Origin of the sequence: Cryobacterium sp. RTC2.1 (genome assembly GCF_035018685.1) — a bacterium.
GTDB lineage: Bacteria > Actinomycetota > Actinomycetes > Actinomycetales > Microbacteriaceae > Cryobacterium > Cryobacterium glucosi.
Window position 1 is genome coordinate 17,288 of record NZ_JASJXJ010000025.1, and the last position, 13,441, is coordinate 30,728.

Consider the following 13,441-nt stretch of genomic DNA (forward strand, 5'->3'; position numbering starts at 1 on the left):
GCAGCGGGCACAGCCGCTTTGGCGCGCCGACGTCCGGGAGGGCTCGCACCCTCGGGGACGGTCGGCAGGACTATGCGCGCGGCGGTGCGGGGACGGGAACGACCGGGGGCTTGTCCGGGACGATGAGCTCGGAGTAGTAGAGCTCGTGCGCGCCCGCGTAGTGCTCGTGGCCGGGCACGGGGTGACCCGTGCGCATCGCGACGAGGCGATCCAGGTAGTAGTCCCAGAACGGCCCGACGCGTGCCGCATCCGCAGCGGAGTGCAGGCGCTGCCCGAGGGTGAGCGTGGTCATGCCCGCGCCTTCGACGAGGTGCAGGATCAGGTGCCTCGCCGCGTCCCCTTCGCCGAGGTTGACGGTGAACCGCTTCGGCGGGATGCACTTGAGGATCGTCACATACGTCCACTCGGCATCCGTTTCGGAGAGTTTGAAGCGCACGGCGCCTGTCTCCGGCGCGCCGGTGTATGTGCCGATCCACCCGGCGAGGCCGCCTGGCCGGCTGACGCTCGCCCAGACGTCGTCGATGGGGGCGGTGAAGAGCCGATCGAGCATGAGGTACAGCCCGTCCTCGCGATGGGCAAGGCGACCGGTGGGTTTGGCTGACATGGGGACCTCCGCGATGAGTGAAACACGAGCCGTGCCTTCAGGCTAAACCCGTTGGGCGTTCCCGTGCCACAGCATCGCCCGACGGCTCCGTCAGCGAGCCGCCGGCCGCGGGTTCGGCCGTCGTTTCAGTCGTCGAGCTCTGCCTCGAGGACCGCCATTGCGGCGTTGTGCCCGCCGATGCCGCTGACCCCGCCGCCGCGCCGGGCGCCCGCGCCGCAGACCAGGATGCGCGGGTGCCGGGTCGCGACGCCCCAGCGCTCCGCCGCGGTGTCCCTCGGGGCGTCGTCGTCGAGGAACGGCCACTCGAGGGGACCGTGGAAGATGTTCCCGCCCGGCATTGCGAGGGCGTGTTCGAGGTCGAGGGTCGTCTTCGTCTCGATGCAGGGCCTGCCGGCGGCATCGGTCAGCAGCAGGTCCTCGATCGGCTCGGCGAGCACCGAGTTGAGCGAGGCGAGCACAGCCTCCTGCAGCCTCGTCCGGGTGGCGTCGTTGTTCTCGTCGCTCAGCCAGCGGTTCGGCGCGTGCAGGCCGAAGACGGTGAGGGTGTGTGCGCCGGATGCCGCGAGTTCCGGCGAGAGGATGCTCGGGTCGCTCAGGGAGTGGCAGTAGATCTCGCAGGGCAGCCGGTCCGGGATGATCCCGCGGACGGCCTCGTCGTACGCGCCTTCGAGCTGGGTGTACGTCTCGTTGATGTGGAAGGTTCCGCCGAACGCAGCCTCGGGGGAGACCGTCGTGTCGCGGAGCCGCGGCAGCCGGCGCAGCAGCAGGTTGACCTTGACCTGGGCGCCCTCCGGCTTCGGCCCGGCCCCTGGCGCGTCCGCACGCGCGGCCCCTGTCGTGCCCCGGCCGCCGTCATCCGCTTCGAGGAGCTGCTCGAGCACCCAGGGGGCGACCCCCGAGAGCACGACCGTCCCGGCGACCTCGCGGATGCTGCCGCCGCGCCGGTAGCGCACGGTTCCGTCCGGGCTGACGCTCGTCACCTCGGCGTCGGTCACGATCCGGGCGCCCGCCTGCCGCGCCGCCCTCTCGAGTTCGCCCGTCACGGCGCCCATCCCGCCGATCGGAACGTCCCAGTCCCCGGTCCCGTTGCCGATCACGTGGTAAAGGAAGCAGCGATTCGCGGCGAGGTCGCCCGCCTCCGCCGACGTGAAGGTGCCGATCAGGCCGTCGGTCGCGACGACGCCGCGCACGAGGTCGTTCGTGAATGCCTCGGTGATGGTCCGGCCGAGCGGATGTTCGACGAAGCGCTCCCACAGGGAGTCGTCGCCGAGCAGGCGCCTGGCCTCTGAGCGGGTCGGCAGGGGTTCGCAGACCGTGGGGAAGAGCGCCAGGGCGAGCCGCCCGGTGTCGGCGTAGAAGGCGGCCCAGGCGTCGGAATCGGCTCCGGCGCCGATCCGGTCGAAGCTCGCCCTGGTGGCTTCGGCGTCGCCGTTGTCGACGAGGAGGCCGCCGGCCGGGTCGGCCGGGTTCGGCGTGTATGAGGAGAAACGCCTGCGGGCGAGGTCGATCTCGAGGCCGAGTTCCTCGATGATCCGCTGCGGCAGCAGGCTGACGAGGTAGGAGTAGCGCGAGAGGCGGGCGTCGACGCCTGCGAACGCCTCGGCGGAGACCGCGGCACCGCCGACGTGTTCCGCGCGCTCAAGCACGATCACGCTGCGGCCGGCGAGGGCGAGGTACGCGGCGGCGGTCAATCCGTTGTGGCCGCCGCCGACGATGACAACGTCATGAGTGGGTTCCGTCACGCCTCGAGACTAGCAACGGGTGCCGCAGCGTGCGGGCCGGCGCGGGACATCCGGCCCGGACGGCGATCAGGGAACGATGTGCCCGGCGGCGCGGAACAGCTCGTACCACTCGGCCCTGGTGAGGGTCACATCGGATCCCTGGGCCGCCCCGGTGACGCGTCCGGGGGTGGTGGTGCCGAGAACGACCTGCATCCTGGCGGGGTGGCGGAGGATCCAGGCGGTCGCGATGGCGATCGGCGGGACGCCGTAGTGGGCGGAGAGCCTGTCGATGACGGCGTTGAGTTCGGGGTACTCGGGAGAGCCGAGGAAGACCCCCGTGAAGAAGCCGGCCTGGAACGGCGACCATGTCTGGATGGTGATGTCGTTCAGGCGGCAGTAATCGACGATTCCGCCCCCGTCGCGGGTCACGGCCTGCTCCTGCCCGCTCATGTTCGCGGCGACCCCCTGCGCGATGATCGGCGCATGCGTGAGCGAGAGCTGCAGCTGGTTGACGACGATCGGCTGGCGCACGTGCTTCCGGAGCAGGTCGATCTGGCGCGGTGTGTGGTTCGAGACGCCGAATGCCCGGACCTTGCCCGTGGCTTCGAGTTCGTCGAACGCGCGGGCGACCTCCTCGGGTTCGACGAGGGCGTCGGGGCGGTGCAGCAGCAGGATGTCGATGTGGTCGGTCCGCAGGGCTGCGAGGGACCCCTCGACGGATTCGATGATGTGCTCGTAGGAGAAATCGAAGTACGGCCCGTCCCCGACGATTCCCGTCTTGGTCTGGATCGTGATCTCGTCACGCTGGGAGGGGGTGAGCTGCAGCGCCTCCCCGAAGCGGCGTTCGCAGCCGTGCAGTTCGGAGCCGTAGATGTCGGCGTGGTCGAGGAAGTCGATCCCGGCGTCGCGGGCGGTGCGCACGAGTTCGCGGACCTCGTCGTCGCTCTTCTCCTGGATGCGCATCAGGCCGAGGATGACGTTCGGAGCGACGATATCGGTGCCGGGCAGGGTGAAAGTCTTCATGTGGATTCACGCTAGGCGAGGCGGGTACAGAAGTAAAACAACTGACGGTGATGCGATTGAGAAGGGCGAACGATCAATGTGTCGGCCGGGGCGGCGCGGTCGCCAGCGCCGCTCACCGCGGTCGCCGCTCCTCGCTGGCGTCGCCGATCAGGTCGGGCTGCTCGTCGGCTGGCGTTCGAGGGTGCCGATCTCTTTCCCGCCCTGGTCCGTGAGGGTCATCGTGGAGCCGTCGATGGTCGCGGACGTCGCGGATCCCAGCCAGGTGAAGGCGCGACCGTCGTCACGGCGTGACCGCGCGGGCGAGCGCGTCGCGCACGGCGACGACGCCCGGCCGCTTCGTGCTCGAGCGGCGTGCCGCCGAGAAGAGGGTGCGGCGCGGGTGGCCGGGCAGGTCGACGAGGCGCACCGTGGGTTCGGCGCCGGCCCAGACCAGGTCGGGCAGGATACCGACGGCGTTCCCCGATTCGATCAGGCGGATGTGCGCGATCAGGTCCGCGGTCTCGAACCGGACATCGGGTTCGAACCCGGCTTCGCGGCAGAGCTGGCTCGCCCACGACCGGGAGACGGTTCCTTCCGGTTCCATGACCCACGGCATCCGCGCCAGGCCTGCGAGATCAGCGCTCGCGCTCGCGGACGGCAGCGCGAGTCGCAGCGCATCCGTCGCCAGGTTGACCCTGTCGAGGTCCGCCCTGTGGGCACGCCCGTGCCCCGGGTACTGCTCGGCGAGGACGAGGTCGAAGTCCCTGGCACTCACTTCGAACAGGCCGCGCTCCGGCTCGCGCTCGGTCACCTCGACACGCAGCTGGGGGAATTCGGCGGCCAGGAGGGTCAACGCCCGGGGGATCACGGCGTGGGACGCGGACTGGAAGACCGCCACCCGCACGGTGCCCGAGACGGTCGTGAGCGAAGCCATCATCTCGGCCTCGGCGATCTCGAGCCGTTCGAGCAGGTGGGTGGTGTGGTCGACGAGGATCTCGGCCTGCGCGGTGAGCTGCACGCGGCGACCCACCTTGTGCAGGAGCTCGACGCCCGCCTCCTTCTCGAGCAGGGCGAGTTGCTGGGAGACCGCGGACGGGCTGTACGAGAGCGCCTCGGCGACCCCGGCGAGGGTCCCGCGGATCTTCAGTTCACGCAGCAGGCGCAACCTCCGGACGTCCAGCATCCCGTGCACCTTCCGCTCGGCTCCATTGCACACAAATCCTAACCACTACTCTGCACAAACGGTCGCTTTTACTTATCGGAAGTTCCCGCGACACTGGACTCAGATTCCGTCCCCCCGGAACGGCTCCCGGCCGTTGCGCGAGCGAAAGACTACCCTCGTGACCATGAGCAACTCACCGTCCGTCGTGCACCAGGCCCAGAGCGCGGAGGTTGTCACGCTCGTCAGGAAGTGGCTCGCGGAGAGCACCGCCATTCCGGCGGACGTCTCCGCGGAACGCCTCGCCGGCGTGCTCAAGGACCCGAACGGCCTCGACTTCACGGTCGGCTTCGTCGACGGCGTCATGCGCCCCCAGGACCTCATGGTCGCCGGCTACAACCTGCAGGCCGTCGCGAAGAAGGCCCCCGGCTTCCTGCCAGGGTACCTGCGCGGCGCCATCGGCCTCGGCGGCGTGCTCGGCCCCGTGCTGCCGTGGGTCGTCATCCCGGCCGCCCGCAAGGTGCTGCGACAGATGGTCGGCCACCTCGTCGTCGACGCGACGCCGGACAAGCTCGGTCCCGCGATCGCGAGCCTGCGCGAATCCGGCAACCGGCTCAACATCAACCTGCTCGGCGAGGCCGTGCTCGGAGAGAAGGAAGCCCTCCGCAGGCTCGAGGGCACGAGGGAACTGCTCGCCCGCCCCGACGTCGACTACGTCTCGATCAAGGTGTCTTCGATCGCGAGCCAGCTCTCGATGTGGTCGTTCGACGAGGCCGTGACCCGGGTCGTCGAGAGGCTGACCCCGCTCTACGAGCTCGCCGCGGCATCCGCTGTGCCGAAGTTCATCAACCTCGACATGGAGGAGTACCGCGACCTCGACCTCACGATCGCGGTCTTCGAACGCATCCTGGACCAGCCCCGCCTGCTCGGCCTCGAGGCCGGCATTGTGCTGCAGGCGTACCTGCCCGACGCGCTCGGCGCCCTCCAGGGCCTGACCCACTGGGCGCAGAACCGGCGCGCGGCCGGGGGAGCCCCGATCAAGGTGCGCGTCGTCAAGGGCGCCAACCTCGCCATGGAACACGTCGACGCGATCGTGCACGACTGGCCGCTCGCGACCTACGGCACCAAGCAGGACGCGGACACGAACTACAAGCGGGTGCTCAACTGGGCGCTGACCCCGCAGAACACGGATGCCGTCCGCATCGGCGTCGCCGGGCACAACCTCTTCGACGTGGCGTGGGCCCACCTCCTCGCCAAGCGGCGCGGCGTCGACGACCGGGTCGAGTTCGAGATGCTGCTGGGCATGGCGACGAGCCAGGCAGAGGCCGTGAGCCGGGACGTCGGCAGGCTGCTGCTCTACACGCCCGTCGTCAACCCGGCCGAGTTCGACGTGGCGATCAGCTACCTGATCCGCCGCCTCGAGGAGAACGCGAGCCAGGACAACTTCATGTCCGCCGTGTTCGAACTCACGACCTCACCCCCGCTCTTCGAACGCGAGAAGGAGCGCTTCCTCGCCTCACTCCGGGCACTCGAATCATCGGTCGGCCCCGAGGCCTTCGTGCCAGCGCCGAACCGAAGCCAGGACCGTTCTGCGGTCACCCAGCTCGAGGCGACAGAGTCTGCGGCCGAAGCGGCGCAGCACACCGACGATGACCTCGGCCTCACCAATGCCGTGCTCGGCTTCACCCGCGGCTCGCTCAGCGACACGGCCGCGGTCCTGACCCACGCGGGCGCGGGCGACGTGGCCGCCGGCATCCGCCGTTTCCACAACGAGCCGGACACCGACCCCTCGCTTCCGGCGAACCGCGCGTGGGGGCGCCGGATCCTCGCCCAGGTCGAGGGGTCACGCCTCGGCATCGACACGATCCTCGCCGCCCGCGTCGATACAGAGGAACAGCTCGACGCCATCATCGACACCGTCGCCGCGAGCGGCAACGAATGGGGCCAGCGCCCCGGCGGGGAGCGGGCCGCGATCCTGCACCGCGCCGGCCTCGCGCTCGCCGCGAACCGCGACCGCCTGATCGAGGTGATGGCCGCAGAGACCGGCAAGACCATCGCAGAGGGCGACCCCGAGGTGAGCGAGGCCATCGACTTCGCGCACTACTACGCCGAGAGCGCCCGGGCGCTCGACGCCGTGCAGGGCGCCATCTTCGTGCCCCCACGCCTCACCGTCGTGACCCCGCCGTGGAACTTCCCCGTCGCGATCTCCGCCGGCGGGGTGCTCGCCGCACTCGCGGCAGGCTCCGGCGTCATCGTGAAGCCCGCGAAGCTCGCCCAGCGCTCCGGAGCGGTCATGGTCGAGGCGCTCTGGGAGGCCGGAGTGCCCCGCGACCTCCTCGCGCTCGTCGACCTCGCCGACCGGGAGCTCGGCACCCGGCTGATCGGGCACCCCGCGGTCGACCGGGTCATCCTCACCGGAGCATACGAAACCGCGCAGCTGTTCCGGAGCTTCCGCGAGGACCTGCCGCTGCTCGCAGAGACGAGCGGCAAGAACGCGATCATTGTGACCCCGTCCGCCGACCTCGACCTCGCCGCCGCCGACGTCGTCAAGAGCGCGTTCGGGCACGCCGGACAGAAGTGTTCCGCAGCGAGCCTCGTCATCCTCGTCGGTTCCGTCGCCAGGTCCGAGCGTTTCCTCGGCCAGCTCGTCGATGCCGCGACGAGCCTGCGGGTCGGACGACCCTCCGACCCGGTCACCCAGATGGGCCCGCTCATCGAACCTGCCAACGGCAAGCTCCTGCACGCCCTCACCGAACTCGGCGTCGGCGAGAGCTGGCTCGTCGAACCGAAACAGCAGGGCGAGGACGGCGCGCTGTGGTCGCCGGGCATCCGCACGGGAGTCGCTCCCGGTTCCTACTTCCACCTCACCGAGTTCTTCGGGCCCGTGCTGGGAGTGATGCATGCGCGCACACTCGAGGAAGCCATCCGCTTTCAGAACGCGGTCGACTACGGGCTCACCTCCGGACTGCACTCGCTCGATCCCGAGGAACTCGCGACCTGGCTCGAGACGATCGAGGCGGGCAACCTGTACGTCAACCGGGGGATCACGGGCGCGATCGTGCAGCGCCAGCCGTTCGGCGGCTGGAAGCGCTCGTCGGTGGGAGCAGGCACGAAGGCCGGCGGCCCGAACTATCTCTACGGCCTCGGCAGCTGGGTGACCAACCCGGGCAGGAACAGTTCGACCCTGCACCTGCGCGGCCTCGAACCGAGCGTCACGCAGCTCATCGAGGGGTCGCAGCCCGTGCTCGACTATGCCGACTTCGACGTACTGCGCCGCTCGGCCCTCAGCGACGCGCTCGCCTGGCGCGAGGAGTTCGCGGCGGTCAGGGACGTCTCCGCGCTCGGCGTCGAACGCAACCTGTTCCGCTACCGGACGTTGCCCGTCACGGTGCGCCTCGCCGAGGACGGCACCCTGTCGAACCTGCTGCGGGTGCTCATCGCCGCGACCCTCTCGAAGTCGCGTTTCACGGTGTCGAGCGCGCTGCCGATGCCGCCGATCGTGCGGGGCGCGCTCGCCGAGCGTGAGATCCCGGTCACGGTCGAGAGCGACGCCGAATGGCTCGCCCGCGCCGCAGCCGGCGGCATCACGACGAGCCGGGTTCGGCTGATCGGCGGCGACCCGCTGACCGGGGCGACGGATGCGGCGGCCCAGCTCGCGCACGCCCTCCGCGGCAGCCCCGACGTGGCCGTCTACGCCCACCCGGTCACCCAGGCAGGCAGGGTCGAGTTGTTGCCGTTCCTCCGTGAGCAGGCGATCTCGATCACGGCGCACCGCTTCGGCAACCCGAGCACCCTCTCCGCCGGCATCATCTGACCGCCCCGCCTCGCCCCGCGCGCTCACCCGAACCGCGAGAGCGGAGATTTGGCCCTTAAACCACGATGTTAAGGGCCAAAACTCCGCTCTCGCGGACGGGGTGGGCGGTCAGGGGGGAGCGGCACACAGCCTGCATACGAGGAACGATCAGTTGAGTGGGGGATAATACCGGGGACCGTGGCGTGCCAGCGGCGCCACAATTCGACAGGGGAACAGCACTTGGACGGAAACGCAACGACGTCGCACACAAACGTCGCGCTCTTGGCGGTCGCGAGCACCCTCGCACCGATCGTCACTACCTCGATCGAGATCGACCGTCGACTGCAGCCGGCCCTGAAACGCCTGCGTCTCCCGAGCGGCCTGCTCCAGCGCGTCGCCGGCGTCTACGAACGCCGCAACTGGGGCAGCGACCTCGCCTTCGACGACGCGGCCGTGTCAGCGGGCAAGCGTGCCCTGCGCGACGCGGGCGTCGAGCCGGGCCAGGTCGGTCTCCTGATCAACACCTCGGTCACCCGCAAGCACCTCGAGCCCTCCGTCGCCGTGCGCATCCACCACGGCCTCGGCCTGCCGTCGTCCGCCACCAACTTCGACATCGCGAACGCGTGCCTCGGGTTCGTGAACGGGATGACCCTCGCCGCGCAGCTGATCGACTCCGGCCAGGTCAACTACGCCGTGGTGATCGACGGCGAAGACGCCGACGAAATCCAGTCCAACACGATCGACCGGCTCGGGCGGCCCGACATCGGCCGCAAGGACTTCATGCGCGAATTCGCGAGCCTGACCCTCGGGTCAGGGGCGGCCGCGGCCGTCCTCGGACGTGCAGACCGCCATCCGGAAGGCCATCGCATGCTCGGCGGCGTCACCCGCGCCGCTACCCAGTTCAACGGGCTCTGCATCGGCAGCGTCGACGGCATGTTCACCGACGCCAAGGCGTTGCTCAAGGGCGGCATGGAACTGGTCGTGTCGGCCTGGACGGAGGCGAAGCGCGACTGGAACTGGTCGAGCATGGACCGCTACATCCTGCACCAGGTCTCTGACGTGCACACCAACGCGATCGTGAAGGCCACCGGGCTCGACCGGGCGAGGGTGCCCCTCACCTACCCGCTGTTCGGCAACGTCGGGCCGGCGTCGATCCCGATCACCCTGGCCGAAGAGGCCAAGACCCTGCGTCGCGGCGACCGGGTGCTGCTCATGGGGGTCGGCTCCGGCCTCAACACCGCCATGATGGAACTGGCCTGGTGACCGGCCGCACCATGACCCACCCCCGGCAACAGCACCAGTACCGCCTGCCGCGCGCCGCTGCGACGCCCGCGCCGGCGTCCCTGCCGCCCGAGGGGCTGCCGGGACTCGACCCCGCGTTCTCGAGGCTGGTCGAGGCAGGGGAGCCGGGCGCCGGCATCCGCACCTGGCACCTGCTCGACAACGGGCCCGTGCTCGCGTCCCGCGGCATCACCCCGGTCGGCACGGTGCTGTGCGTGCACGGGAACCCGACCTGGTCGTACCTGTGGCGGTCGCTCGTGACGCAGGCGACGGATGCCGCCACGCGCGGCGAAGAGGCCTGGCGCGTGATCGCCGTCGACCAGCTCGAGATGGGCTTCTCCGAGCGCACCGGGACGGTGCGCCCGCTCGCCCGCCGGGTCGCAGACCTGGGCGACCTCACGGACGCGCTCGGCGCGGAACCGCTGGGACTCACCGGCCCGGTCGTCACCTTCGGCCACGACTGGGGCGGAGTCGTCTCGCTCGGCTGGGCGATCGACCACCCGGACCTGCTCGCGGGCGTGCTGCTGCTCAATACCGCCGTGCACCAGCCGGAGGACGCCGCGATCCCGGCGCCCCTGCGGCTGGCACTCCAGGGCGGCGTGCTCGGCACCGCGACCGTCACGACGCCCGCGTTCCTCGACACGACGCTCGCGCTCGCGCATCCGCCGCTGTCCGCCGCCGTCAAACGCGCCTACCGGGCGCCGTACCGGGGAGCGGCCCGCCGGGGCGGGATCGGCGCGTTCGTCGCCGACATCCCGGTCGGTCCCGGATCCGTCAGCACGCCGGAACTCGACCGCATCGCCTCTGGCCTTCGCGGCCTCGAGGTGCCGGCCCTGCTGCTCTGGGGTCCCACCGATCCGATCTTCAGCGACCGGTATCTCGACGATCTCCTCGACCGACTGCCCGACGCCGACGTTCACCGCTTCGAGGGGGCCGGGCACCTGGTGGCCGAGGACGTCGACTACGCCGCGGCCGCACTGACCTGGCTCGCCGACCGCGCCCCGCTCGCCGCCGTGCCCGCCGCCCTCACCGCCGCCGGGCCCGTTCCGGTCGAGAGCGCCCGATCAGCTGGTCACTCTCGACCGGAACAGGACGTTTCGGACGGGGAACCCGCGCCCGAATCCGGCCGCGGCGACTACCGGCCGCTCTGGCACTACCTCGATGAATTCCGGGAGAGCGACGACATCGCCCTCGTCGACATGGCGCCCGGTCACGGTGCCGCCCAGCTCAGCGTCAGCTGGCGCGAGCTGTCCGCGCGCGTGCGTCGGCTGGCCGGAGGGCTCTACCAGATCGGCGTCCGCAAGGGCGACCGGGTCTCGCTTCTCGTTCCTCCGGGCGCCGACCTCACGGCCGTGTTGTACGCCTGCGTGCGCATCGGCGCCGTCGTCGTGGTCGCGGATGCCGGTCTCGGCCTCCGCGGCCTGACCCGGGCCGTCCGGGGCGCGCGCCCAGACCACGTCATTGGAGCGACCCCCGGGTTGGTCGCCGCCCGGGCGCTCGGCTGGCCCGGCCAGAAGATCGCCGCGGTCACCCTCGCCAGGCCGCTTGCCAGGCTCCTCGACGTCTCCTTCACCGTCGCCGAGCTGGAGTCGCTCGGCGCGGATGAGGGCCTGCCACCAGAGCCCACCGCGGCAGACACGGCAGCCGTGCTCTTCACGTCCGGGTCGACAGGGCCGGCCAAGGGCGTCGTCTACACGAACGGCCAGCTCGCCGCGGTCAGCCGGGCGCTTCGCGAGCAGTACGGCGTGGGCCCAGGGACGGGCCTCGTCGCCGGCTTCGCGCCGTTCGCCCTCCTCGGCCCCGCCCTCGGCGCACGCTCGGTGACCCCCGACATGGACGTCACGTCGCCGAAGACGCTCACCGCGACCGCGGTGGCCGCCGCTGTCGCCGCGATCGACGCATCCGTCGTGTTCCTGTCTCCGGCAGCCCTCACGAACGTCGTCGCGACCGCGGCACGCCTCACCCCCGCCGACCGGGCGTCTCTCGCCGCGGTGCGCAGCTTCCTGTCCGCAGGCGCGCCGGTCGCAGAGCCGCTCCTCGCGGCCGCAGCGCGGTTGATGCCGGACGCGACAGCGCATACCCCGTACGGCATGACCGAGGGCCTCCTGATGACGGATATCACCCTCGAGGGCATCCGGGTCGCGACCGCGGCCTCCGCTGGCGGCGTCTGCGTGGGATGCCCGACCGGGACCACCCGGATCCGGATCAGCGCTCTCGACGACCGGGGCGCGGCCACAGGCGCACTGTCCGAGGAGACCGGTGTCACCGGTGAGATCGTCGTCTCCGCGCCCCACGTCGAAGACCACTACGACCGGCTCTGGCTCACCGACCGGGCCGCCAGGCGCGGAGCGATCGCGGGCGAACGCTGGCACCGCACCGGCGACGTCGGCCACCTCGACGCCGACGGCCGGCTCTGGGTCGAGGGCCGGCTGCCGCACGTCATCGTCACCGCGGAGGGCGTCGTCACGCCGGTCGGCCCCGAGCAGGCCATCGAACGCGTTCGTCTGACCCCGCGCGATGCGGTCACCGCGGGCATGTCCGGCAGGCCGAACCCCGGACACCCCGGTGTCGCCCGTGCGGCCCTCGTCGGGGTCGGACCGGTGGGCACCCAACAGCTGGTCGCCGTCGTCGAGACGAGCCCGCCCGCCTGGCGGGTCGGACTCGCGACGGAGGCACTCGCTGCCGCGATCCGAACGGCATCGCCGGCACCTCTCGCTGCGGTGCTCGTGGTTCCCCAGCTGCCGACGGACATCCGGCACAATTCCAAGATCGACCGCAGCCGGCTCGCCCGGTGGGCGGGCGGCATCCTCTCCGGCGGGCGGATGACGCGACCGTGACCCCGTTGCGGGTGCTCGTCACCGGGGCGAGCGGTTTCCTCGGTCGCGCGGTCGCGGCAGAGCTGGTCGCGGCCGGACACGAGGTGAGCTGCTTCCAGCGGCGGCCGTCCGGCGTCGCAGGGGCCAGGGACCTGCTCGGTTCCGTGACCTCGGCCCGGGACGTGGATCATGCCGTCATCGGCATGGACGCCGTCGTTCACCTCGCGGCCAAGGTCTCCCTCGCGGGCGACCCGCGCGATTTCGAGGCCGTCAACGTCGGGGGCACCCGCTCCCTGCTCGCCGCGGCCGCGGATGCCGGGGTCTCGCGCTTCGTCTTCGTGTCGTCTCCCTCTGTGGCCCACGCCGGGACATCCATCGTCGGCAGCGATGCCGGCCCGGCGGATCCCGGTCGTGCCCGCGGCGACTACGCCCGGACCAAGGCCCGCGCGGAATTGCTCGCGCTCGACGCCGACTCTCCACTCATGCGGGTCGTGGCCGTGCGGCCGCACCTGGTCTGGGGCCCCGGGGACACCCAGCTCGTCGCCCGGATCGTCGAGCGGGCCAGGGCGGGGCGCCTTCCCCTGCTCGGGCACGGCGCAGCTCTCATCGACACGACCTACGTGGACAATGCGGCCACGGCGATCAGTGCAGCCCTCGACCGGGCGCGCGAGGTGCACGGCAACGCCTACGTGATCACCAATGGCGAGCCCCGGCCCGTCGCCGAGCTGCTCGCCGGCATGTGCCGGGCGGCCGGGGTCCGCCCACCGGCCTGGTCGGTTCCCGCCGCGCTCGCACGCGGCGGCGGCTCCGTGATCGAGGCCGCCTGGCGAGTGCGCCCGGGAGCCGACGAGCCCCCGATGACCCGCTTCCTCGCCGAACAGCTCTCGACCGCGCACTGGTTCGACCAACGCCGCACGCGCGCCGACCTGCACTGGACCCCCCAGGTGACCCTCGACGAGGGCTTCCGTCGCCTCGCCGCCGCATACACCTAGGAGCGTGGGTCAGTAACGGCGAAGTTTAAAACGCCGACGGATTTCCTGGGCTGGGGTTGTTGGTCTGGGAAAA

General features: G+C 71.1%; 8 protein-coding genes. 4 read left to right on the top strand and 4 right to left on the bottom strand.

From position 1 onward, the window contains the following. Positions 1 to 70: 70 nt before the first annotated feature. The 4 genes from QN357_RS05370 to QN357_RS05385 all read right to left on the bottom strand — a co-directional run bounded on the left by QN357_RS05370 (position 71) and on the right by QN357_RS05385 (position 4,510). On the bottom strand, positions 71 to 604 hold the full coding sequence (locus tag QN357_RS05370) for an SRPBCC domain-containing protein (RefSeq protein ID WP_134560684.1): 534 nt from the start codon (positions 602 to 604) through the stop codon (positions 71 to 73). A 125-nt stretch (positions 605 to 729) separates the two neighbouring features. Beyond that, positions 730 to 2,346, bottom strand: a complete 1,617-nt coding sequence (locus QN357_RS05375; protein ID WP_323504632.1) for an NAD(P)/FAD-dependent oxidoreductase — start codon at positions 2,344 to 2,346, stop codon at positions 730 to 732. Between the two features lie 66 nt (positions 2,347 to 2,412). Next, positions 2,413 to 3,348: an aldo/keto reductase gene (locus tag QN357_RS05380; RefSeq protein ID WP_322141057.1), complete on the bottom strand. Its 936-nt coding sequence runs from the start codon at positions 3,346 to 3,348 to the stop codon at positions 2,413 to 2,415. Between the two features lie 280 nt (positions 3,349 to 3,628). Continuing rightward, the gene (locus QN357_RS05385) at positions 3,629 to 4,510 is read right to left on the bottom strand and encodes a LysR family transcriptional regulator (RefSeq protein ID WP_134449181.1); all 882 of its coding nucleotides are present in this window, start codon (positions 4,508 to 4,510) and stop codon (positions 3,629 to 3,631) included. A 163-nt stretch (positions 4,511 to 4,673) separates the two neighbouring features. Here QN357_RS05385 and QN357_RS05390 point away from each other — a divergent pair, with 163 nt between their 5' ends. The 4 genes from QN357_RS05390 (at position 4,674) to QN357_RS05405 (ending at position 13,368) form a co-directional block, all read left to right on the top strand. Next, a complete protein-coding gene (locus tag QN357_RS05390; protein ID WP_322188886.1) occupies positions 4,674 to 8,300 on the top strand; it encodes a bifunctional proline dehydrogenase/L-glutamate gamma-semialdehyde dehydrogenase in 3,627 nt (1,208 codons plus the stop codon). A gap of 219 nt (positions 8,301 to 8,519) precedes the next feature. Continuing rightward, positions 8,520 to 9,542: a 3-oxoacyl-ACP synthase III gene (locus QN357_RS05395; protein WP_323504633.1), complete on the top strand. Its 1,023-nt coding sequence runs from the start codon at positions 8,520 to 8,522 to the stop codon at positions 9,540 to 9,542. Positions 9,543 to 9,553: 11 nt separating this feature from the next. Continuing rightward, positions 9,554 to 12,397 carry an alpha/beta fold hydrolase gene (locus QN357_RS05400; RefSeq protein WP_323504634.1) on the top strand — a complete coding sequence of 948 codons (2,844 nt, stop codon included), beginning with the start codon at positions 9,554 to 9,556 and terminating at the stop codon, positions 12,395 to 12,397. A 5-nt stretch (positions 12,398 to 12,402) separates the two neighbouring features. Next, positions 12,403 to 13,368, top strand: coding sequence for an NAD-dependent epimerase/dehydratase family protein (locus QN357_RS05405; RefSeq protein ID WP_323504635.1), 966 nt, complete (start codon positions 12,403 to 12,405; stop codon positions 13,366 to 13,368). The last annotated feature ends 73 nt before the right edge of the window (positions 13,369 to 13,441 follow it).

Excerpts from the sequence above, each read along its gene's own strand:
- QN357_RS05370 (WP_134560684.1), bottom strand. The coding sequence starts at position 604 with ATGTCAGCCAAACCCACCGGTCGCCTTGCCCATCGCGAGGACGGGCTG.
- QN357_RS05380 (WP_322141057.1), bottom strand. The coding sequence starts at position 3,348 with ATGAAGACTTTCACCCTGCCCGGCACCGATATCGTCGCTCCGAACGTC.
- QN357_RS05385 (WP_134449181.1), bottom strand. The coding sequence starts at position 4,510 with ATGCTGGACGTCCGGAGGTTGCGCCTGCTGCGTGAACTGAAGATCCGC.
- QN357_RS05390 (WP_322188886.1), top strand. The coding sequence starts at position 4,674 with ATGAGCAACTCACCGTCCGTCGTGCACCAGGCCCAGAGCGCGGAGGTT.
- QN357_RS05400 (WP_323504634.1), top strand. The coding sequence starts at position 9,554 with ATGACCCACCCCCGGCAACAGCACCAGTACCGCCTGCCGCGCGCCGCT.